General features: G+C 59.0%; 19 protein-coding genes. 9 read left to right on the forward strand and 10 right to left on the reverse strand.

Going from position 1 to position 21,037, the window contains the following annotated elements; all coding sequences use genetic code 11:
* Positions 1 to 8: 8 nt before the first annotated feature.
* Positions 9 to 1,469 (reverse strand): phospholipase D-like domain-containing protein, encoded by a 1,461-nt coding sequence (locus tag CFBP6623_RS11785; protein ID WP_080841854.1) that lies wholly within the window; start codon positions 1,467 to 1,469, stop codon positions 9 to 11.
* 268 nt (positions 1,470 to 1,737) lie between these two features.
* On the opposite strand from CFBP6623_RS11785, the gene pdxY reads away from it, so the two are divergent.
* Both pdxY and CFBP6623_RS11795 read left to right on the forward strand, forming a co-directional pair.
* Positions 1,738 to 2,613, forward strand: coding sequence for a pyridoxal kinase PdxY (gene pdxY, locus CFBP6623_RS11790; RefSeq protein WP_046801610.1), 876 nt, complete (start codon positions 1,738 to 1,740; stop codon positions 2,611 to 2,613).
* A gap of 174 nt (positions 2,614 to 2,787) precedes the next feature.
* Positions 2,788 to 3,429, forward strand: a complete 642-nt coding sequence (locus CFBP6623_RS11795) for a carbonic anhydrase (RefSeq protein ID WP_046801541.1) — start codon at positions 2,788 to 2,790, stop codon at positions 3,427 to 3,429.
* Positions 3,430 to 3,619: 190 nt separating this feature from the next.
* Here CFBP6623_RS11795 and CFBP6623_RS11800 read toward each other — a convergent pair whose 3' ends face one another.
* Together CFBP6623_RS11800 and CFBP6623_RS11805 are read right to left on the reverse strand one after the other, a co-directional pair.
* Positions 3,620 to 4,435 carry a lytic murein transglycosylase gene (locus CFBP6623_RS11800; protein ID WP_046801542.1) on the reverse strand — a complete coding sequence of 272 codons (816 nt, stop codon included), beginning with the start codon at positions 4,433 to 4,435 and terminating at the stop codon, positions 3,620 to 3,622.
* Between the two features lie 215 nt (positions 4,436 to 4,650).
* The gene (locus CFBP6623_RS11805) at positions 4,651 to 5,685 is read right to left on the reverse strand and encodes an aspartate-semialdehyde dehydrogenase (protein WP_046801543.1); all 1,035 of its coding nucleotides are present in this window, start codon (positions 5,683 to 5,685) and stop codon (positions 4,651 to 4,653) included.
* A 510-nt stretch (positions 5,686 to 6,195) separates the two neighbouring features.
* Here CFBP6623_RS11805 and CFBP6623_RS11815 point away from each other — a divergent pair.
* The 3 genes from CFBP6623_RS11815 to CFBP6623_RS11825 all read left to right on the forward strand — a co-directional run bounded on the left by CFBP6623_RS11815 (position 6,196) and on the right by CFBP6623_RS11825 (position 11,305).
* Positions 6,196 to 8,079, forward strand: a complete 1,884-nt coding sequence (locus CFBP6623_RS11815) for an MFS transporter (protein WP_046801545.1) — start codon at positions 6,196 to 6,198, stop codon at positions 8,077 to 8,079.
* 197 nt (positions 8,080 to 8,276) lie between these two features.
* On the forward strand, positions 8,277 to 9,851 hold the full coding sequence (locus tag CFBP6623_RS11820; RefSeq protein ID WP_046801546.1) for a Re/Si-specific NAD(P)(+) transhydrogenase subunit alpha: 1,575 nt from the start codon (positions 8,277 to 8,279) through the stop codon (positions 9,849 to 9,851).
* Between the two features lie 20 nt (positions 9,852 to 9,871).
* On the forward strand, positions 9,872 to 11,305 hold the full coding sequence (locus CFBP6623_RS11825) for an NAD(P)(+) transhydrogenase (Re/Si-specific) subunit beta (protein WP_046801547.1): 1,434 nt from the start codon (positions 9,872 to 9,874) through the stop codon (positions 11,303 to 11,305).
* Between the two features lie 246 nt (positions 11,306 to 11,551).
* Here the strand turns inward: CFBP6623_RS11825 and rutF are convergent, their stop codons facing one another.
* From rutF to CFBP6623_RS11860, 7 genes are all read right to left on the reverse strand, one after another.
* On the reverse strand, positions 11,552 to 12,076 hold the full coding sequence (gene rutF, locus CFBP6623_RS11830) for an NADH-dependent FMN reductase RutF (protein WP_046801548.1): 525 nt from the start codon (positions 12,074 to 12,076) through the stop codon (positions 11,552 to 11,554).
* A 26-nt stretch (positions 12,077 to 12,102) separates the two neighbouring features.
* Positions 12,103 to 12,693 carry a malonic semialdehyde reductase gene (locus CFBP6623_RS11835; RefSeq protein ID WP_046801549.1) on the reverse strand — a complete coding sequence of 197 codons (591 nt, stop codon included), beginning with the start codon at positions 12,691 to 12,693 and terminating at the stop codon, positions 12,103 to 12,105.
* A gap of 17 nt (positions 12,694 to 12,710) precedes the next feature.
* The gene (gene rutD / locus CFBP6623_RS11840) at positions 12,711 to 13,502 is read right to left on the reverse strand and encodes a pyrimidine utilization protein D (RefSeq protein ID WP_046801550.1); all 792 of its coding nucleotides are present in this window, start codon (positions 13,500 to 13,502) and stop codon (positions 12,711 to 12,713) included.
* Between the two features lie 14 nt (positions 13,503 to 13,516).
* Entirely contained in the window at positions 13,517 to 13,903 is a 387-nt protein-coding gene (gene rutC / locus CFBP6623_RS11845; protein WP_046801551.1) for a pyrimidine utilization protein C, read from the reverse strand.
* Between the two features lie 25 nt (positions 13,904 to 13,928).
* Positions 13,929 to 14,669, reverse strand: coding sequence for a pyrimidine utilization protein B (gene rutB / locus CFBP6623_RS11850; protein ID WP_003492071.1), 741 nt, complete (start codon positions 14,667 to 14,669; stop codon positions 13,929 to 13,931).
* A complete protein-coding gene (rutA, locus tag CFBP6623_RS11855) occupies positions 14,666 to 15,757 on the reverse strand; it encodes a pyrimidine utilization protein A (protein ID WP_046801552.1) in 1,092 nt (363 codons plus the stop codon). Before rutA ends, rutB begins: the two co-directional genes overlap by 4 nt.
* Before the next feature lie 406 nt (positions 15,758 to 16,163).
* Positions 16,164 to 16,775, reverse strand: a complete 612-nt coding sequence (locus CFBP6623_RS11860) for a biliverdin-producing heme oxygenase (RefSeq protein WP_046801553.1) — start codon at positions 16,773 to 16,775, stop codon at positions 16,164 to 16,166.
* Positions 16,776 to 17,087: 312 nt separating this feature from the next.
* On the opposite strand from CFBP6623_RS11860, the gene CFBP6623_RS11865 reads away from it, so the two are divergent.
* The 4 genes from CFBP6623_RS11865 to CFBP6623_RS11880 all read left to right on the forward strand — a co-directional run bounded on the left by CFBP6623_RS11865 (position 17,088) and on the right by CFBP6623_RS11880 (position 21,024).
* Positions 17,088 to 17,972: a dihydrodipicolinate synthase family protein gene (locus tag CFBP6623_RS11865; protein ID WP_046801554.1), complete on the forward strand. Its 885-nt coding sequence runs from the start codon at positions 17,088 to 17,090 to the stop codon at positions 17,970 to 17,972.
* Positions 17,973 to 17,993: 21 nt separating this feature from the next.
* On the forward strand, positions 17,994 to 18,650 hold the full coding sequence (locus tag CFBP6623_RS11870) for a GntR family transcriptional regulator (protein ID WP_046801555.1): 657 nt from the start codon (positions 17,994 to 17,996) through the stop codon (positions 18,648 to 18,650).
* A gap of 104 nt (positions 18,651 to 18,754) precedes the next feature.
* Positions 18,755 to 20,086 carry an ABC transporter substrate-binding protein gene (locus CFBP6623_RS11875; protein WP_046801556.1) on the forward strand — a complete coding sequence of 444 codons (1,332 nt, stop codon included), beginning with the start codon at positions 18,755 to 18,757 and terminating at the stop codon, positions 20,084 to 20,086.
* Complete coding sequence (locus CFBP6623_RS11880; RefSeq protein ID WP_046801557.1) at positions 20,086 to 21,024, forward strand: carbohydrate ABC transporter permease; 939 nt, start codon at positions 20,086 to 20,088, stop codon at positions 21,022 to 21,024. The genes CFBP6623_RS11875 and CFBP6623_RS11880 overlap by 1 nt, the downstream gene beginning before the upstream one ends.
* Positions 21,025 to 21,037: the final 13 nt, after the last annotated feature.

Genomic DNA, 21,037 nt, shown 5'->3' on the forward strand with positions numbered 1-21,037 from the left:
CCAAGGCTCTAAAGATAGGGCGAAGCGAGCCAGAGGACACGCTCCACGAAACGAACAACGAATGGCCGCCCATTCAGTTCGCTGAGCCGCACCGGCAAGGCGGTCGCACGCGCATCCCGGATGCGCGCCCCGATCACCGCGGCAAACGCCTCATCCATAACTTCGAGATCGATCTCGAAGTTCAATCGCAGCGAACGTGGATCGAGATTGGAGGAACCGATATAGGTCCAGCGCTCGTCGATCACCAGAAGCTTGGAATGATTGAAAGCCCCCGTCGCCCGCCAGATGCGGCAATAATTCTTCAGCATCTGGTCGAACTGCGCCGTCATCGCCCTGTCCACAAGCACCAGATTGTTGCTTTTGGGCACGATGATATCGACCACCACTCCCCGCCTTGCTGCGGTTATGAGTGCCGAAATAAGCTCCCGATCGGGGAGAAAATAGGGCGACATGATAAGAATGGAGGAACGGGCGACGGAAAACGCACCCATCAGCATCTTGTGACTGGTCTCGATGCTTTTATCCGGCCCCGAGGAGGAAACCCGGGCGACGATCTGCGAACCCGGCACACCGTCGGGAATGGCGATATCCCAGACCGGGGTGTCCAGAAGTTCTTTCGTGGTGAAACGCCAGTCCTCCGCCGCAATGGAGAAAAAATCCGAAACCACCGGCCCGGTAATCTTGAAATGGGTATCGTGCGACTGCTTCTCGCCACCGAATTCCAGCGTGAAACCCTCACGGATATTCATGCCGCCGCTAAAGGCGATGCGCCCGTCCACCACCAGGATCTTGCGGTGGGTGCGCAGATTGGCATAGGGCAGCCGAAGCCCCATGATGACATTGCCGTTGAAGACATCGGCGATGATGCCCTTGTCCCGGAGCGTCGGCAGGATGCTCGGCACGGAATATCGCGCCCCCACGGCATCGATGAGCACCCTCACTTCCACGCCGCGCAGTTTTGCCTGCTCGAGCGCCGCGACGAAGCGGGAACCGATCCTGTCATTGTCGAAAATATATGTTTCGAGAATGATCGACCGCTTCGCCTCGCCGATCGCCTCCAGCATGGCGGCATAGGCGACGTCACCCGTCACAAGCGGCTCGATGGCGTTGCCGGTCGTCAGCGCGTGGCGTGTCACCCGGTCGCCCAGCGTCTTCATCGCTTCAAAACGGCGGCCAAACCGCGTGGCGACGAGTTCTGCATCCGCATCGAAACGCGCCACGCGATCCATGATCTCGTCCTGCATGAAGGACCGCTGCTGCGTGATGTTCGACCGGCGAATGCGGTTGATACCGGCAATGGCATAGATGACCGCGCCGACGATGGGCGACAGCACGATGACGCCCACCCAGCCCAGCGCGGAACGGACCTCCTCCTTCGTCATCGTGGCATGTACGGCCGCCACGGTTCCCATCAAAATGGAAAGGACGGCAAGGATATGGGGCCAATAGGCGATGACGAGATCGAGCATATTACAACTATAGGGCATCAGACCGAAAAGTGTAACGCGCTTTTCGGAGGACCCAGTGCGCCAATAAAACGCACCTCGCCCATCGCGCAATGACAGGAAGGTAACCCGGCAGCGCAAGAACGCCCGCCCCCGCCCATCCTTTTGCGGGACAGACCCTTGCGGGATTAACGGTGGAAACCGGCCTTGCGATATGTCATGAGAGCGCATCTTGATCTCTAGGCAGGGGCACTTGCGCGCTTCTGCGACATTTGAAAGCAAGAAGGCCGTGATGCAGGAAAATACACAGGGCGCCGTCATCGTCATTTCCAGCCACGTCATGCGTGGATCGGTCGGCAATCGCGCCGCGGTCTTCGCGCTGGAAACCCTCGGTTATCCGGTATGGGCAGTGCCCACCATCGTCATGCCCTGGCATCCCGGTCATGGCCCATCCACGCGGATGCGCTTTCAGGACGACGACTTCGACAAGGCCATGAGCGACCTTGAGAACGCCAAATGGGTCGGCGAGGTCAAGGCTGTTCTCACCGGTTATTTCGGCAGCGCAGCACAGGTGCGCTCCGTCGCAAGGCTGATCCGCAACCTGAAGGAAAAGAACCCGTCGCTGATTTACGCCTGTGACCCGGTCATGGGCGATCTGGGCGGGCTTTACATTCCTCTTGAGACCGCCGAAGCCATTCGCGACCACCTCATCCCGCTTGCCACCGTCGCGACACCGAACCGCTACGAACTGGCCTGGATGAGCGGCGCCGAACTTGAAACCAACAATGCCATCATGGATGCGGCGCTGGCACTCGGCCCGCCGAAAATGCTGGTCACCTCCGCCGTGCCGATGATGGCGGGTGGCACCGGCAATCTTTATCTCAGCGGCCGGCACGCCCTGCTTGCCGAACATCGCGCCATCGAGAATGCGCCGAACGGGCTTGGCGACCTGATGTCGGCGCTGTTCCTCGCCCGCCTGCTGGAAGGCCTGGATGATGAAAAGGCGCTGCAGCTGGCCACCGCCAGCGTGTTCGAAATTCTGGCCCGCACGAAAAAACGCGAGATGAACGAACTGACGCTTGAGACCGATTCTTCAAGTCTTTCCACACCCATGGCCATGGTGCAGATGCGTCATCTCTTGCATCCTTCACGCAGCAAGCGCAAATAGCGGCTAGAGCATTTCCAGGAAAAGTGGCCTTCGGTTTTCCGTCTGGAAATGCGGCAACAGGAAGTTGGAGCGGTTTCGCGGTTCGAAGAAAAGCGAAAATGCTCTAAAGGATTGGTCTTCAACGCGCCAGGTTCGCCCCGTGATCTTGGTCCAAGCATAACGGTACTGCGATAGATGAAAGATTTTCCGGAAACTCTTCTGAACGGCTACAAGAACTTCATGAGCGGCCGCTATGTCGACGAACGCGAAAGATACCGCGTTCTGGCCGATACCGGACAGAAACCGCAAACCCTGTTCATTGCCTGTTGTGACTCCCGTTCGGCGCCGGAAACCATTTTCGATTGCGGACCGGGAGAGCTTTTCGTTGTCCGCAACGTCGCCAACATGGTGCCGCCTTTCGAGCCGGACGGACAATACCACGCCACCTCGGCAGCCATCGAATATGCCGTGCAGGTTCTGAAGGTGAAGGACATCGTTGTCATGGGCCACGGCCGCTGCGGCGGCATTCAGGCAGCACTCGATCCCAATCTCGAGCCGCTGTCCCCCGGTGACTTCATCGGCAAATGGATGAACATGGTCAAATCAGCGGCCGAGCAAATCCAGAGCAACGACGTCATGACCGCCTCCGAGCGCCAGACCGCACTGGAACGCGTCTCCATCCGCACTTCCCTCGCCAACCTGCGCGGTTTCCCCTTCGTCAAGGCGCAGGAAACCGCCGGCAAGGTGAAGCTGCACGGCGCGTGGTTCGATATTTCGACCGGCGAATTGTGGGTGATGGACGGCAAAACCGGCGACTTTCGTCGCCCGGATCTGTGATTGAAGCGGGCTGTACTACTGGGCCCCTTTTGGGGGCCGCTCCGGTAACTCCCGTCATCCTCGGGCTTGTCCCGAGGATCTAACCACCTCGCACAAATCGGAACGTTGCAGATCCTCGGGACAAGCCCGAGGATGACGTCAAGAATGCGGATAAGGCCTTGTGATCACAAGGCCTGTCAAACCAACGACCTTATTGGCCGTCGATCGCCTTGCCGATGAAGGCAATGGCCTGCTGGTAGACGCTTGCGGCGTTCCAGCCCTGGATGGCGGCATAATTCGCCTGTCCCTGTTGATAACCTGCACCACGCTGCCAGCCATGGCCGACAAGGAAATTGGCGGTGGATGCCAGCGCATCGGCGCGCGAACCGACGAGATCGATACGGCCGTCGCGGTCGAAATCCACGCCGTAACGCACGACGTTCAGCGGCAGGAACTGCGTCTGGCCGATTTCACCATGGGCGGCACCCTTGGCGTTGACGTTGAGCGAACCGCTGCCGACGAGCTTCAGCGCCGCATAAAGCTGCTCGGTGAAATAATCCGAACGGCGGCAATCGAAGGAGAGCGTCGCCACGGCGGAAAGCGTGTGCTGGTTGCCCATGAAGCCGCCAAAGCCGGTTTCCATGCCCCAGATGGCGAGCAGCGGACCGGCCGGCACGCCATAGGCGCGCTCGATCGAAGCGAAGAGAGAGGCGTTGTTCTTCTTCATGGTCTTGCCGCGCGAAATGATCGTCTGGCCGCCGCGCTTTTGCATGAATTGTTCGAAGGACAGCTTGAAGCTGTGCTGGCCGCGATCGGCGCGGATGGTCGCCTGATTGTAGGACACGCCGGAGAAGGCACGGTCGAGCACCGAAGCGCTGACACCGCGGCCCGCCGCTTCCTGCTTGAAGGCGCCGACCCAGGCATCGAAGCCCGCCGAAGTGTTGCCGCATTGCGCAGCCATAACCGGCGTCGCTGCCAAAACCGAGACCATGGCCACACCAGCCAGAATTGCCTTCATTGCCCGCATCAAAATCTGCCTTCGATATCCTTTGGGGAATTTATCCCGAGAACCAACACGTTGCCGTTGTAGGGGGTCGGGTGCCAAATTGTCTTTTTGGCGGCTTAAATTGCCTTTCGGCAGCAAGGCCTGCAAATAAACTGGCCGTGATCGTCACCAATGGAAAACCCGTCTGCCCCACACAGAACAGACGGGTTATACTTAACGAACCTTAAAAAATCGTATCACGCAGCCGCCTTGCGGGGCTTGATGAGACCACGATTGACCAGAAGTTCGGCGATCTGGATGGCATTAAGGGCAGCACCCTTGCGCAGATTGTCCGAAACGACCCAGATGTTGAGGCCGTTTTCAACCGTTGCATCTTCACGGATACGCGAAATATAGGTCGCATCTTCACCGGCGGATTCAACCGGCGTGATGTAGCCGCCATTTTCATGCTTGTCGATGACGAGGCAACCCGGCGCTTCACGCAGGATGTCACGTGCCTGATCGGCGGTGATCTCGTTTTCAAACTCGATATTGACCGATTCCGAATGGCCGATGAAGACAGGAACGCGCACGGCCGTGCAGGTTACCTTGATCTTCGGGTCGAGCATCTTCTTGGTTTCGGCCAGAACCTTCCACTCTTCCTTGGTGTAGCCGTCTTCCATGAAGACGTCGATATGCGGGATGACGTTGAAGGCGATGCGCTTGGTGAACTTCTTGGTTTCGACCGGATCGGCAACGAAGACGGCGCGGGTCTGCTGGAACAGCTCGTCCATGCCTTCCTTGCCGGCGCCGGAAACCGACTGATAGGTGGAAACGACGACGCGCTTGATCTTGGCGAAGTCATGCAGCGGCTTCAGCGCGACGACGAGCTGGGCCGTGGAGCAATTGGGGTTGGCGATGATGTTCTTGCGGGTAAAACCCTCAACCGCATCGGCATTGACTTCCGGAACGATCAGCGGAACGTCCTGATCGTAGCGCCATGCGGACGAGTTATCGATGACGACGCAACCCTGCTGGCCGATCTTCGGCGACCACTTCTTGGACACATCGCCGCCGGCCGACATCAGGCAAATATCCGTGTCGGAAAAATCGTAATTCTCGAGATTGGAAACCTTCAGCGTGCGGTCGCCATAGGAGACTTCCGTGCCCTGCGAACGGGCGGAAGCGAGCGGCACGATCTCATCGGCCGGAAAGCCGCGTTCGGCCAGGATATTGAGCATTTCGCGACCGACGTTGCCGGTGGCGCCTGCAATTGCAACTTTGAAACCCATGATCAAGCTCTCTTTCTGTCTCTCCTCTTTTGGGTGAGGTGGGGAAACCGCATCGCATCGCGGCTTCCTCGATCCCCAGCCAAACCGGGGAGAGAGCGGCGGGCCAGAGACGTCAGACGGTTTTAATCGTCGTTTTGGCCGTAATTCGGATGGAATAAGAAAGGCGCGGATCATCGCCGGCGGATTGTGCCGGTCCTTCCATGACAATCATGTCTGCAACATGCCTGCGCAAGGTGATGCTCCTTCTTCGCGAGAAGCTATTAGAAGGTTTCTCAGTTGTGTCAAGAAAAAAGGCATGTTTCGCTCCGCCCGCTCCCGGCAGGCAAAAACCGCTCTGCGACATTTTCGCACGTTATACATTAGACTAAAGTCATAATCCGAAAGCATCGCTCTTATTGGGGTTAATTTTCTGTCACTCTGATGTCATGCGCATTGCACCCGAAAGGGGAGCCCGGAGGAGAGAGACGGGCTCTGCACTGCGCCGATTGGGACATCTGTGGAGGACAGACAATGGCAAATGTTGCAGCCGTGAGCAGCCCCGCCCGTCCAATGACGGGCGAGGAGAAGAAGGTGATTTTCGCCTCTTCTCTCGGAACGGTTTTCGAATGGTACGACTTCTATCTATACGGCTCGCTCGCGATCTATATCGGCGCGAACTTCTTCAGCCAATATCCGGAAACGACGCGCAACATCTTCGCGCTTCTGGCCTTTGCCGCCGGCTTCCTCGTGCGCCCGTTCGGCGCGCTGGTGTTTGGGCGTCTCGGCGATATCGTCGGCCGTAAATACACCTTCCTCATCACCATTCTCATCATGGGTGTTTCCACCTTCCTCGTCGGTGTCCTGCCCAGTGCATCGCAGATCGGTATCGCCGCTCCGATCATCCTCATCATCCTGCGCATGCTGCAGGGTCTGGCGCTCGGCGGTGAATATGGCGGTGCCGCAACTTACGTGGCCGAACACGCCCCGAACGGCCGCAGAGGCTATTACACCTCGTGGATCCAGACGACCGCGACGCTCGGCCTGTTCCTGTCGCTGGTGGTCATTCTCGGCGTACAGTTCGCGCTCGGTAAGGAAGCCTTCGCCGCCTGGGGCTGGCGCATTCCCTTCCTCGTTTCGGTTCTGCTGCTCGGCGTATCGGTCTGGATTCGTCTGAAAATGAACGAATCCCCCGCCTTCAAGAAGATGAAGGAAGAGGGCAAGACCTCGAAGGCCCCGCTCAGCGAAGCCTTCGGCCAGTGGAAGAACGCCAAGATCGCCCTGCTTGCCCTCGTCGGCGCCGTCATCGGTCAGGCCGTCGTCTGGTACACCGGCCAGTTCTACGCGCTGTTCTTCCTGCAGAGCATTCTGAAGGTGGACGGCCAGTCAGCCAACATCATGGTTGCGGCCGCCCTCATCCTCGGCACGGGTTTCTTCGTGCTCTTCGGCTGGCTTTCCGACAAGATCGGCCGCAAGCCAATCATCATGGCCGGCCTCGTTCTGGCGATGCTGACCTACTTCCCGCTGTTCAAGGCGCTCACCTGGGCGGGTAACCCGGCACTCGCGGAAGCGCAATCCACCGTCCGCGCCACCGTGACCGCCGCCCCCGGCGACTGCAAATTCCAGTTCAACCCGACGGGTACTGCGAAATTCACCACATCCTGCGATATCGCCACCTCGTTCCTGACCCGCAACTCCGTGCCCTATGACGTGGTTGCCGGAACGGCCGGCCAGCCGGCGAGCGTCAAGCTCGGCGACGCCACCATCGCCAGCTACGACGCGATCGCAGCCGGTGCGGATGCTGCGGCCAAGGACAAGGCCTTCCAGAAACAGGTCAACATCGCACTGCATGACAGCGGCTATCCGCTGGTGCGCGGCGCAGCGCAGGTTCCGGATGCAAAACTGGACGCCTTCATCGCCGCAAACCCGGAACTCAGCCTCAATGCTGAAGCCGTTCGTGCCACCGACAAGAAGATGGTGGCAACCGACAAGCTGGTGGCGGACAAGCTGCTGACACCGGCCGAAACCGGCGGTGCCGCCGAGATGGCCGTCTACACCATTGCCGGTGGCGGCGCCTTCGCCATGGTGGCCGATCCGGCCGCTGTGAACTGGGTCGTCATCATTGCCGTCCTTACCGTCCTCGTCATCTATGTGACGATGGTCTATGGCCCGATCGCGGCGCTCCTGGTCGAACTGTTCCCGACCCGCATCCGCTACTCCGGCATGTCGCTGCCCTACCACATCGGCAACGGCTGGTTCGGTGGCCTTCTGCCCGCCACCGCCTTCGCGATGAGCGCGGCGAAGGGCGACATCTATTACGGTCTCTGGTACCCGATCGTCTTTGCTGGCATCACGCTGGTCATCGGCCTGCTGTTCCTGCCGGAAACCAAGGATCGCGACATCCACACCATGGATTGATCACCATCCTGATCGACACTTTCGGAACCCGGTGCGCAGGCACCGGGTTTTTTTATCGCGTGACAAGCCGGCATATCGACAGAGCCTGTCGCAGCGGGCTGTCATTCCGTCGCAGGCAAGACAAAATCAATATGGAGACAAAGCCCCCCTGAATAGGCTATGACCCCCCTATATTATCAGGCACAGGGAGAGCCATTTTGAAGATCGGGACGCCCAAGGAATTATATGAAGGCGAGGCGCGCGTCGGCATGACGCCCGACAGCGCCCAGGCATTGCAGAAACTCGGATATGATTGCATCCTCGAAACCGGTGCAGGCAAGGCGGCGGGATTTTCCGACGACGCCTATCGCGCAGCCGGCGTCACCGTCGTCGATAGCGCGGATGCGCTTTACGCCGGATCCGACATCATCGCCAAGGTTCGTCCGCCGGAAACGTCGGAGATTGATCGCCTGTCTTCGGACAAGACGCTGATCTCGTTCTTCTATCCCGCCCAGAACAAGGACCTTCTGGAGCAGGCCAAGGAAAAGGGCGCCAATGTCATCGCCATGGACATGGTGCCGCGCATTTCCCGCGCCCAGAAGATGGACGCGCTGTCTTCCATGGCCAATATCGCCGGTTATCGCGCCGTGATCGAAGCCGGCAATAATTTTGGCCGCTTCTTCACCGGTCAGGTCACCGCCGCCGGCAAGGTTCCCCCCGCCAAGGTGCTGGTGATCGGTGCCGGCGTTGCCGGTCTTGCGGCCATCGGCACGGCCACCTCGCTCGGCGCCATCACCTATGCCTTCGACGTTCGCCCGGAAGTGGCCGAACAGATCGAATCCATGGGCGCGGAATTCGTCTATCTCGATTTCGCCGATCAACAGCAGGACGGCGCCGCCACCGGCGGTTATGCCGCCCCCTCCTCGCCGGAATTCCGCGAGAAGCAGCTGGAGAAGTTCCGCGAGCTCGCACCGCAGATCGATATCGTCATCACCACGGCGCTCATTCCGGGTCGTGACGCCCCGAAACTGTGGCTCGCCGACATGGTGGCGATGATGAAGCCGGGTTCCGTTATCATCGATCTTGCGGCCGAGCGCGGCGGCAATTGCGATCTGACGGTGCCTGACCAGCGCGTGGTGTCCGACAACGGCGTCATCGTCATCGGCTATACGGATTTTCCAAGCCGCATGGCGGCGCAGGCCTCGACGCTCTATGCCACCAACATCCGCCACATGATGACCGATCTGACGCCCGCCAAGGACGGCAAGCCGGTTCACAACATGGAAGACGACGTCATCCGTGGCGCCACCGTCACCTATCAGGGCGAGATAACTTTCCCGCCGCCGCCGCCGAAAATCCAGGCGATTGCCGCGCAGAAACCGAAGGAAAGAGCCAAAGAGCTTTCGCCCGAGGAAAAGCACGCGAAAGAACGGGCCGAGTTCAAGGCGCAGACGAAAAACCAGGTCGGACTGCTCGTCATCGGCACGGCACTGCTGCTTCTCGTCGGTCTGTTTGCACCGGCAAGCTTCATGAGCCACTTCATCGTCTTCGTGCTCGCCTGCTTCATCGGTTTCCAGGTGATCTGGAATGTCAGCCACTCGCTGCACACGCCGCTGATGGCGGTGACGAATGCCATTTCCGGCATCGTCATTCTGGGCGCGCTGCTGCAGATCGGCTCCGGCAACTGGCTGGTGGTGATCCTTGCCTCGCTTTCCGTCCTGATCGCGACGATCAACATCGTCGGCGGTTTCCTCGTGACACGGCGCATGCTCGCCATGTTCCAGAAGTCCTGAGCGTGCGGGGATCTTTTTAAATGACCATTGGTATCGTTTCCGCGGCCTATGTTGCCGCAGCCGTTCTTTTCATCCTTTCGCTTGGCGGCCTTTCCGGCCAGGAAAGCGCCAAACGCGCCGTCTGGTACGGCATAACGGGCATGGGGCTTGCCGCCGCCGCCACGGTCTTCGGACCTGATGTCGGCATAGGCTTCATCGTCCTGTTGATGATCGCGGGTGGCTCCGTCCTCGGTTATTACGTCGCAAGCCGCGTACAGATGACCGAAATGCCGCAGCTTGTGGCAGCCCTTCACTCCTTCGTTGGCCTTGCCGCCGTCTTCATCGGCTTCAACGCCCATATCGAGGAAGCGCATGTCGCCTCGCTCGATGAGGCGGCGCGCGCGCTGCTGACAGGCTTTTCCGCCATCCTCGCCCATAAGACGCCTGTCGAACTGGCGATCATGAAGGTCGAGGTCTTCCTCGGCGTCTTCATCGGCGCGGTCACCTTCACCGGCTCCGTCGTCGCCTTCGGCAAGCTTGCCGGCAAGGTGGACGGCAAGGCGAAGAAACTGCCGGGTGGACATGTTCTTAATGCGGGCGCCGCGATCCTGTCGCTCGTGCTGCTCATCATGTATTGCAACGGTGCGGGCGCATGGTCGCTGGTGCTGATGACGCTGCTGGCCTTCTTCATCGGTTACCACCTGATCATGGGCATCGGCGGTGCCGACATGCCTGTCGTCGTCTCGATGCTGAACAGCTATTCCGGCTGGGCGGCAGCAGCCATCGGCTTCACGCTCGGCAACGATCTGCTGATCGTCACCGGTGCGCTGGTCGGCTCTTCGGGTGCAATTCTGTCCTACATCATGTGCAAGGCCATGAACCGCTCCTTCGTCTCGGTCATCCTCGGCGGCTTCGGCGGCACGACGGGTCCGGCGATGGAAATCGAGGGCGAACAGGTCGCCATCGACGCCGAAGGTGTCGCAGCGGCTTTGAACGATGCCGACAGCGTCATCATCGTGCCCGGTTACGGCATGGCGGTAGCGCAGGCGCAAAGCGCGGTCTCCGAACTCACTCGCAAGCTGCGCGCCGACGGCAAGACCGTACGCTTCGCCATCCACCCGGTGGCGGGCCGCCTTCCCGGCCACATGAACGTGCTGCTCGCCGAAGCCAAGGTGCCTTACGACATCGTGCTGGAAATGGACGAGATCAATGACGATTTCCCCAATACCGACGTCGTCATCGTCATCGGCTCCAACGACATCGTCAATCCGGCGGCGCAGGACGATCCAAACTCACCCATCGCCGGCATGCCGGTTCTGGAAGTGTGGAAATCGAAGCTCGTCATCGTCTCCAAGCGTGGCCAGGGCACGGGTTACTCCGGTATCGAGAACCCGCTGTTCTACAAAGACAATACGCGGATGTTCTACGGCGATGCGAAGAAATCGATCAACGACCTTCTGCCGCTGATCAAGTAAATGAAAAGGGCGTTTCCGGGAGACCGGAAACGCCCTTCGAATTTCTGAGAAACGACGATACGTTTCGTCCGTCATGCCGGACTTGATCCGGCATCCAGCCACGGCGCGTCTGCGCCGTGAAAAGAGTCTTACGCGATCAAGGACTTGATCGCGCTGGACCCCGGAACTAGTCCGGGGTGACGGTGTGCGGATGCTATGGCCGCGCCAAACAGAACCGTTCCGCGGGATGTTGTCGATAGACCGCGCTCAAAGCACCCGGTAACGCCGGTTGAAATACATCAGCGCCTCATCGCCCGCATTAATCTTCATACCGACAACATCGCAGATGAGGATATCATGCGTGCCACCGTCATGGGCTTCGCGGATGCGGCAGTCGAAAGAGACGAGCGCGTCTTCCAGAACGGGTGCGCCGGTTTCAAGCACGCCCCAGCTGCCGGCAGCAAAACGTTCATCGGCGGGTGTCTTGCCACCAAAAAGCGTGCTCAGCACCTCGTGATGCGCGGCGAGCGTGTTGACGCAGATGACACCGTTTGTCTTCACCACCTTATAGGCTGAAGCATTGCGGTTGAGGCAGACGAGAAGCGTGGGCGGATTGTCGGAAACGCTGCAAACGGCAGTTGCTGCAAAGCCCGCGCGGCCAGCGGCACCATTGGTAGTGACGATGTTGACCGCCGCACCGAGCCGCGCCATGGCGTTTCTGTATTCGAGGCTGCGCTCCTGTGCAGTCTTCGTCTCCATTTCCGCTTCCTTTTCAAGAGACATCATCCGCATCTAACCCATCCTTCCTTAACAGGCCATCAAGCCAGCACACAGGCGTCTTCAAAGCCAAGCCGCGGCAGCCGGCCGAAGAGCTTCGACGGATCGCCATGACCGAGATTGATCAGGAAATTGGATTTCCACGTCGTGCCGGCGAAAAACGCCGCATCCACCTTGCCCTTGTCGAAACCGGACATGGCCCCGGTATCCAGCCCCAAAGCCCGGGCCGCGAGAATGAGATAACCCGCCTGCAGGGTGCCATTGCGAAAGGCCGTTTCCTCGGCGACAGCAGGGCTGGACGTGAACCACGAACGGGCATCGGCATGGGGAAACAGCATCGGCAGTTTCTCGTAAAATTCACTATCGATGGCAGCGATGACGGTCACGGGTGCCGCCATGGTCTTTTCAAGATTGCCGGAAGACAGCGCCGGCCGAAGCTTTTCCTTCGCTTCCGGGCTGCGCACGAACACGAAACGGCCGGGCGAGCAATTGGCCGAAGTCGGCCCCATCTTCGTCAGATCGTACAGCGCGCCTAGCGTCTCGTCGCTGACCGGCTTGTCTGTCCAGCCATTGTGGGTGCGTGCTTCGGTGAAGAGCGTTGCAAGTGCCTTGTCGTCCAGTGCTGTCGTCATTGTCCTAAAAAATCCCGTCAGAATGTTCGTGTTGCCGGTAGCAGAAACTGCAAAAGTCGTGCGTTGAAAAGGTCAGGTTCGGTAATATTGACCGCATGCGCCCCGAAATCGAGAAGGCAGAGTTCGCCCTGCGGCAAACCCTCAACGAGACGCAGGGAGCGGGTATAGGGCACCAGAAGATCGTCTTTCGTGCCCACCACCAGAACCGGATTGCCGACATCGCCAAGTCGACGGTCGACATCAAAAGCCCGAAGCGCCGCAATACGCCGCAGCACATTCGCCCTGCCCTGAAAATGCGCGACGCCATGCACGTCGTCGCGGGCCAGCCGTTCCTGATGTTCCGACATCCAGGCGGCCGGATAAAGAAACAGCGGCTGGGCTTTGACGAATGCCTCGACACCGGATTTCTCCAGAAGCTCGATCCGCACATCGAAGCAGCGCCCGGAATGCGGATCGGCCTTGCTCCATGCATTGATGAGAACCAGCCTGTCGATGATGCCGGGCCTGCGCAGCGCGATATCGAGACCGATCAGTCCGCCAAGCGCGTGGCCCATGAAGTGGAATGTTTCGAGGTTCAGCGCCGAGACGATTTCCAGCACATCATCCGCCATCGCCGATATGCCGCCATCCAGCGGCACCTCGCCGCCGGTCCTGCCGGTTCCGCGATGGTCATAGGTGACGATCCGGAAATGATCGGCAAGGGCTTCGATCTGCGGTGCCCAATAGGCGCCCGATCCGCCCAGTCCCGATGACAGCAGGATGGTGGGCGCTTCAGGGTCGGTGCGGCCATGAACCTCGAAATGCATCATCGTGCCGCTTCGCCTTATTTGCCGATATGGGCGACGGTGGCGATTTCCACCAGCGCGTCGGGCTTCACAAGGCCGCACTGGATGCAATACCGCGCCGGCTTGTCGCCGGGGAAATATTCGGCATAGACCGTGTTGACGGCCTGGTAGTTCGCCCAGTCGGTGATGAAAATATGGTTCATCGTCACATCCTCCATCGTGCCGCCGGCGGTTTCGATGACGGACTTGATGGTGTCAAGAACATGGCGGGTCTGCGCACTGGCATCGCCCACATGCACGACATTATTGTCCTTGTCGAAAGGCAGCGTGCCGGAAACATAAACCACGCCATCGGCAAGGGTTCCCGGTGAAAAGGGAGCGATGGGTTTGCTGGTGCCGGCGGGCACGACAATCTTCTTCGGCATTTCGTTCTCCTCTTGTGGTTGGATATCAAGCGCTGACGGGTGCGGCCTGCGAGATGACACCGCAGAAATCATTGACGGTGGCGACCCAGCCGAAAAATTTCTCGACATTGTAGACCGTCGCCTGCTGGATATAGTCCGGACCCAGATGATGGGTGGCATCTTCCAGCATCACCCCGAAATATTCGAGATGGAAGGCATCGCGCAGCGAGCTTTCGACGCAGACATTGGTGGCGATGCCGACGAACACCAGATTGCGGATGCCGCGGGCGCGCAAAACGCTGTCCATATTGGTGTTGAAGAACCCGCTATAACGCGTTTTCGGCACCAGAATATCGCCCGGCTGCGGTTGCAACTCATCGACGATGGCATAATCCCACGTGCCCTTGGCCAAAAGCTGGCCCTGCAGTTCCGGCCTCTTGCGCATGGTCTTCAGGGCGTTGGACTTGTGCCAGTTGGGTGAACCCGGCCCGCCCGCCTCAACATAATCCTTGTCCCAGCCATTCTGGAAATAAATGACCTGAACACCTGCTGCGCGCGCCGCATCCAGCGTCTTCTTGATGTTGGCGATGGTGCCCTTGGCCCCTGATATATCGAACCCGGCCAGATCGACATAACCGCCCTCTGTCGAATAGGCGTTCTGCATGTCGACCACGACAACGGCGGTCTCGCTGGGTTTCAGGGTAATCGGCTCCGGCCTTGCGGGAAGAGTGACACTTTCCGAACGGCTTTCCGGTCCCTTGTAGCCCGCCACGACGGCTTCGCTCATTCCGCAGCCTCCAGTCCGGCCTGAACATGCGCGCGGCTCTTCATCAGCGGCTGCACATATTTGCCGAATTTTTCAACGCCTTCGAGGAAGTCGTCGAAGGTCAGCATCACGCCGCCCGTTCCCGGCACTTCGCTCATTTCATCCAGCATGGCCGCCACTTCCTCATAGGAACCGATCAACGTTCCCATGTTGATGTTGACCGCCGAGACCGGGTTGGACATGTGCCGCACATTGGTATCGGAGCCGGATTTGGTGTCGACGGCGCTTTGCAGGCCGAGCCACTTGATGGCATCCTCATCCGCACCCGCCTTGTAGTGCTCCCACTTCGCCCAGGCATCTTCGGATTTTTCCTCGGCAAGCACCATCGTCAGCACGACGGATTTGACCTCGCGGCCGGACTTTTCCGTTGCCGCCAAAAGCCGCTCGTTGGTGGGCGCGAAGGCCTTCGGCGTATTGACGCCGACACCGAAGCAAAAGCTGTAATCGGCGAACTTGGCCGAGAACGCCATGCCGGAATTGGAAGAGCCGGCGCAGATGAGCTTAACATCGCCCTGCGGCACCGGCTTCATGCGGCAATCTTCCATCTTGAAGAACTTGCCGTTGAAATCCGATTGCCCGTCCGTCAGCAACTCTTTCAGAACGGTGGTGTATTCGCCGAGATATTCGTAGCGATCACCGAAATAATCATCGCCCGGCCAGAGCCCCATCTGGCTGTATTCCGGCCGCTGCCAGCCGGTAATCAGGTTGATGCCGAAACGGCCGCCGGAAATGGAATCGATCGTCGTTGCCATGCGGGCAACAATGGCCGGCGGCATGACCAGCGTGGCGGCCGTGCCGAACAGTTTGATCTTGGAGGTGACGGCGGCAAGGCCCGCCATCAGCGTGAAGGATTCCAGATTATAATCCCAGAACTCTGTCTTGCCGCCGAAGCCGCGCAGCTTGATCATCGACAGCGCAAAGTCGAAGCCATACTGCTCCGCCTTCAGCGTGATCGCCTTGTTCAAGTCGAAGCTCGGCTTGTATTGCGGCGCGTTTTCAGAAAGAAGCCACCCATTGTTCCCGATCGGGATAAAAACACCAACTTCCATTTTGCTGTTCCCTTTTTACGTCAGGTGTCTCCTGACTTGACAAAAGAGTAGCAGGTTCCGTGCCAGACCAAATAAAATAATTTTATCAAATGGATAAAATTTTGGGGTGAGCGGAGCCTTGACCAAAAGGCAAAAAATTTATCATTTGGTCAAAATATTTGCCTGTTTATTCGGCAGAAATGAATAGAAAAAGGACGACCCACAGGCCGTCCCCAATATACGCGACGAAAAAGCTCCAACCTCTCTGCCGTCATCCTCGGGCTTGACCCGAGGATCCATAACCCACTGAAATCAATGGATCCTCAGGTCAAGCCCGAGGATGACGTCGAATACTGAGCAAGTTCTGTCGACAAACTTTGGTGGACCTACCGGTCACCATTTTCAATCATGCAGCTATGCCAAAACCTCAGACGAGGCGCTGCTGCGCATAGGCATGTACGGCCCGGAACGCAGCCTCGGCACCCGCGACAACCCGCTCTTCCTCTTCAACCGTCAGCGCAATTTCATCGAGTGCTGCGGTGAACGTGCGCCAGTGCAGGCCGCGTCCTTCCGGTGCTCCGGCCAGATGGCGCGCGCCGAATTCTTCGGTCAGGCCAAGCTTGGCCGCATCTTTCAGCAGGAAAGCCGCACCGAGATTGGAGCCTTCGACCACATAAAGCCAGCCCATCGCCTCCGGCAGATCGAACGGCGTTTCGCCGGTGAAACGCGCAGCCTTGGCTTCCGGAATAGCAAGATCGAGATCGGCAAGGTCCTGCTCGATCATGGCGAGACGGCGGCGGCCTTTGAGATCGGGAAGCAGGCCATCAAGCGTGGCATTGGAAAAGAAAACGTCGAGGTCGCGATGGAAAAGATATTGGGTTTCGACGAATTTGCCGAAGTTTTCCCGGCTCTCGAACGGCTTGGATGCCATGATGAAGGTATCGAGATCGCCATGGGCGCCACGCGTCGCCGCCTTCAGGCGCTTGACGCGGCTCTGTTCAATCTCTGCCACAGGCGCTGTCTGCTCCGCAATGGTCATGGTGATGGTCCCTTTATCCCTATATTCAGACTGCCTGATAAAAATCTTTACTCCAACAGTCAAATTTTATTTTCGCATTTTTTCGTGACCCCTGGCAGAGAAAACCTGCGGGCAAAAGCGGCAGCAAACGGCATCCGCGCCAATCATCGGCAATGGCCCCATCCTCGACCACAAACAGACAAGGCACCCGCCGCGTCGAAAAGCGAATTCCTCCCCCGGTCCCGAACGTTACAAATCACGTTACAATTACCGCTTTACAACTAACATGTCAGTATGCCATCAATCTGCGGTCACCTTGGAGGAGCATCTTAATTGACCCAGAAATTCGGCCTTTCAGCAGCCCTGACGACACCGTTCAAAGCGGATGGAAACGTCGATATCGATGCGATGATCGCGCATGCCCGCCGCTGCCTTGCAAATGGCTGCGACAGCGTGACACTGTTCGGCACCACCGGCGAGGGGTGCTCGGTCGGCAGCCGTGAACGGCAGATCATTCTTTCCCGTTTCATTGAAGCTGGCATTGAACCCTCCCGCCTCGTCACCGGCGTTCTGGTGGATTCCATCGAGGATGCGGCCGAACAATCGGCGGAAGCGTTGAGCGCGGGCGCTCGCAATATCCTTCTCGCCCCGCCTTCCTATTTCAAGAATGTCAGCGATGACGGGCTGTTTGCCTGGTTCTCTGCCGTTTTTGCAAAAATCGGCAAGGATGCCCGTGACATTCTCGTCTACAACATTCCGTCCGTGACCATGGTGACATTGTCGGTCGAGCTGGTGGGACGGCTGAGAGAAGCCTTCCCCGGCATCGTCACCGGCGTCAAGGATTCCTCCGGCAACTGGAGCCATACAGAGCGTCTGCTGAAGGAGCACGGCGACCTCGCCATCCTGATCGGCGATGAGCGCGATCTCGCCAGGGGCGTTCGCCTCGGCGGTCAGGGCGCGATATCGGGCGTTGCCAATTTCCTGACGCAGGAAGTGCGCGCCATGGCCGTTGACGGCAAGGACGACAAGCGCATCGTCGATCTTGTTGTGGAACTTCTGAAATTTCCGGTTACGCCTGCCGTCAAGGTGCTGGTATCACACACGACAGGCGAAAATATCTGGGCGGATGTGCGCGCACCGCTCGTTACGATTTCGGCTGAAGACCGGCGGCGGATCGAAGGCGCTTTCGATGCGCTGTTTCGCAAACAGGCCGCTTGAACAGGCCTTGAAAGGTTGAGCATGGACGATACCGGCGAACAGACATTGCGGGAACGGGCGTATGAAAGCTTTACGCATCACCTTCTCTCGCGTGATGTTCGCCCGGGGCAATTCATCTCGCAACGCCGCCTCGTGGAACTGACGGGTCTGCCGCTGGGGGCGATCCGGGAGGCAATTCCGCGGCTGGAGGCGGAAGGGCTGATCAAGACCGTGCCGCAACGCGGCTTGCAGGTCGCCCATATCGACATCAACCTTATCCGTGAGGCATTCCAGTTCCGCATCTTCCTCGAAAAGGAAGCCGTGGCGCTGTTTACCCGTTCGGCTTCCGACGAAACTATCGCCAAGCTTCTGAAACAGCATCGCGATATCGCCGAAGCGGCTGAAAATAATGGAGAATCGCCGGAGCTCGATCAGCATGCGCAACAGGTGGACTGGGGCATGCACGATGCCTTCATCGATGCGCTCGGCAATTCGATCATCTCGAACGCCTATCGGGTCAATTCCATCAAGATGCGCCTCATCAACCAGGAGCGCTTTCGCATCGCCGGCCATGTGAAGTCGGTGATGAAGGAACATCTCGCCATTCTCGAGGCCATCGAGAGGCGATCCGTCGAAGACGCCGTGGAGCGTCTGACCGCCCATATCCGCAACGCAAGGGACAGGGCGCTGGCGGTATAGGGCAATTCCGGCAGGGACTAAAGAGGATCCTGCGCCGGAATTGCATGAAAATAAGCAACAAGCCGGGGTGAGGAGAATTTCCGGCTAACTGGAGGAGAACTGACATGACGCATTCATTGCTCAACCCCACGCGTCGCGCCTTTCTGGCAGGCACGGCCGCGATTGGCGGCAGCGCGATGCTCGGCATTCGCCCGGCATCGGCGGCGGTGAACTGGAAAAAACACGCCGGCACCACGCTTGAAGTTAACCTCGTCAAAAGCCCGCGCAGCGAAACGCTGATCAAATATCTCGGCGAATTCGAAGAGCTGACCGGCATCAAGGTCAATGCCGAAGCAACGCCGGAACAGCAGCAGCGCCAGAAGGTCGTCATCGAGCTTTCTTCCGGCAAGCCGAGCTTCGATGTGGTGCATCTGAGCTACCACGTGCAGAAACGCCAGTTTGAAAAGGGCAAGTGGCTGGCCGATATCAGCGGTTTCCTGAAGGACCCGTCGCTGACCGATCCGTCGCTGGTCGAGAAGGATTTCGCCGAGGCCGGCATGCTGTTTGCCAAGGATAGCGACGGCGTGCTGCGCTCGCTGCCCTTCTCGGTGGATTACTGGATTGTCTACTGGAACAAGGACCTCTTCGAAGCCAAGGGCCTGAAATACCCTGAGACCTTCGAAGAACTGGTGACGGCGGCGGAAAAGATCACCGACCCCGCAACCAACACCTATGGTTTCGTGGCGCGTGGCCTGAAGAACGCCAACACCCCGGTCTGGACCTCGCTGATGCTGGGTTACGGCGCAAAGCCCATCAGCGCGGACGGAAAGATCGACACCGAATCCAAGGAAGCGGTGGAAGCCGCCAAGCTTTACCAGCGCCTGATGACCAAAGCCGCCCCTCCCGGCGTTTCCGGCTTCAACTGGGCGGAAGCGCAGTCGGCCTTCCTGCAGGGCAAGATCGGCATGTGGTTCGACGGCGTCGGCTTTGCGCCGCCGATCGAGAATCCGGAAAAATCCCGCGTGGTCGGCAAGGTCGGTTACGGCGTCATGCCGAAAGGCCCGGCAACACAGGCAGCCGGCACGTTTGGCGATGGCCTCGGCGTCGTCGAAGCCAGCAGCAAGAAGGAAGCCGCCTATCTCTTCTGCCAATGGGCGATCTCGCATGAAATGGGCGCGCGTCTCCTGCAGGCCGGTGCGGGCGTTCCCTTCCGCCAGTCCATCCTCGAAGACCAGAAGGTGCGCGAAGGCGTGAAGATGCCGGCCGCCTGGCTGGATGCGGTCGTCGGTTCCGGCAAGGTCTCGCAGCTTGCGCTGCCCGTCATCATTCCGGTGACGGAATTCCGCGACATCTACGGGGTCGGCCTCACCAACATGATCGGCGGCGCAGACCCGGCAGCCGAGCTGAAAAAGGCGACGGAACAGTTCGCACCCGTTCTGGCGCGTAGCGAGGGATAATGGCCTCCGTGAGCATCGAAAACACCAAGACAGGCGCAAGCCGGAAAGAAGGGAGCAGGCCGGCAAGGCTTGCTCCCAACTACTGGCCCTTCGTCATACCGGCACTTGTCGTCATTCTGGCGGTGATCGTTTTTCCATGGGTCTTCACACTCTGGATGAGCGCGCATCGCTGGACGCTTGGGCAGGAGCAGAGCTTTATCGGTTTCGAGAATTATATAAGGCTCGCCAGCGATATCAGGTTCTGGGAATCACTCTGGCACACGCTCATCTATACCGTGCTGTCGGTGGTCGCCCCGCTTATCCTCGGAACATTGGCGGCGCTGGTTTTCGATGCGCAGTTTCCGCTGCGCGGTTTCCTGCGCGGCGTCTTCGTCATGCCGATGATGGCGACCCCGGTCGCCATCGCGCTCGTCTGGACCATGATGTTCCACCCACAGCTCGGCGTTCTGAACTACCTGCTGTCCTTCATCCACATCGGCCCACTGGAATGGATCTACAACCAGTCCACCGTCATTCCTTCGCTGGTGCTGGTGGAAACCTGGCAATGGACACCGCTCGTCATGCTGATCGTGCTCGGCGGGCTGGCCGCAGTACCCCGCGAACCCTATGAGAGCGCCGAAATCGACGGCGCCAATGCCTGGCAGAAATTCCGTTACCTGACCATGCCGATGATCGCGCCGTTCCTGATGATCGCCGTCATCATCCGCTCCATCGACGCCGTCAAAAGCTTCGACATCATCTATGCGATGACGCAAGGCGGACCCGGCACGGCGTCGGAAACCATCAACATCTATCTCTACAATACGGCATTCGCCTATTACGACATCGGTTACGGCTCAGCCATGGCCGTCGTCTTCTTCATCATCATCGTGGCGCTGTCCTTCGTGCTTCTAATGGTGCGCCAGCGCTCGCAATGGAACGAGATGGAGGATCGCTGATGTCCGCTAAAAT

The sequence above is a fragment of the Agrobacterium tumefaciens genome (assembly GCF_005221385.1).
Classification (GTDB): domain Bacteria; phylum Pseudomonadota; class Alphaproteobacteria; order Rhizobiales; family Rhizobiaceae; genus Agrobacterium; species Agrobacterium tomkonis.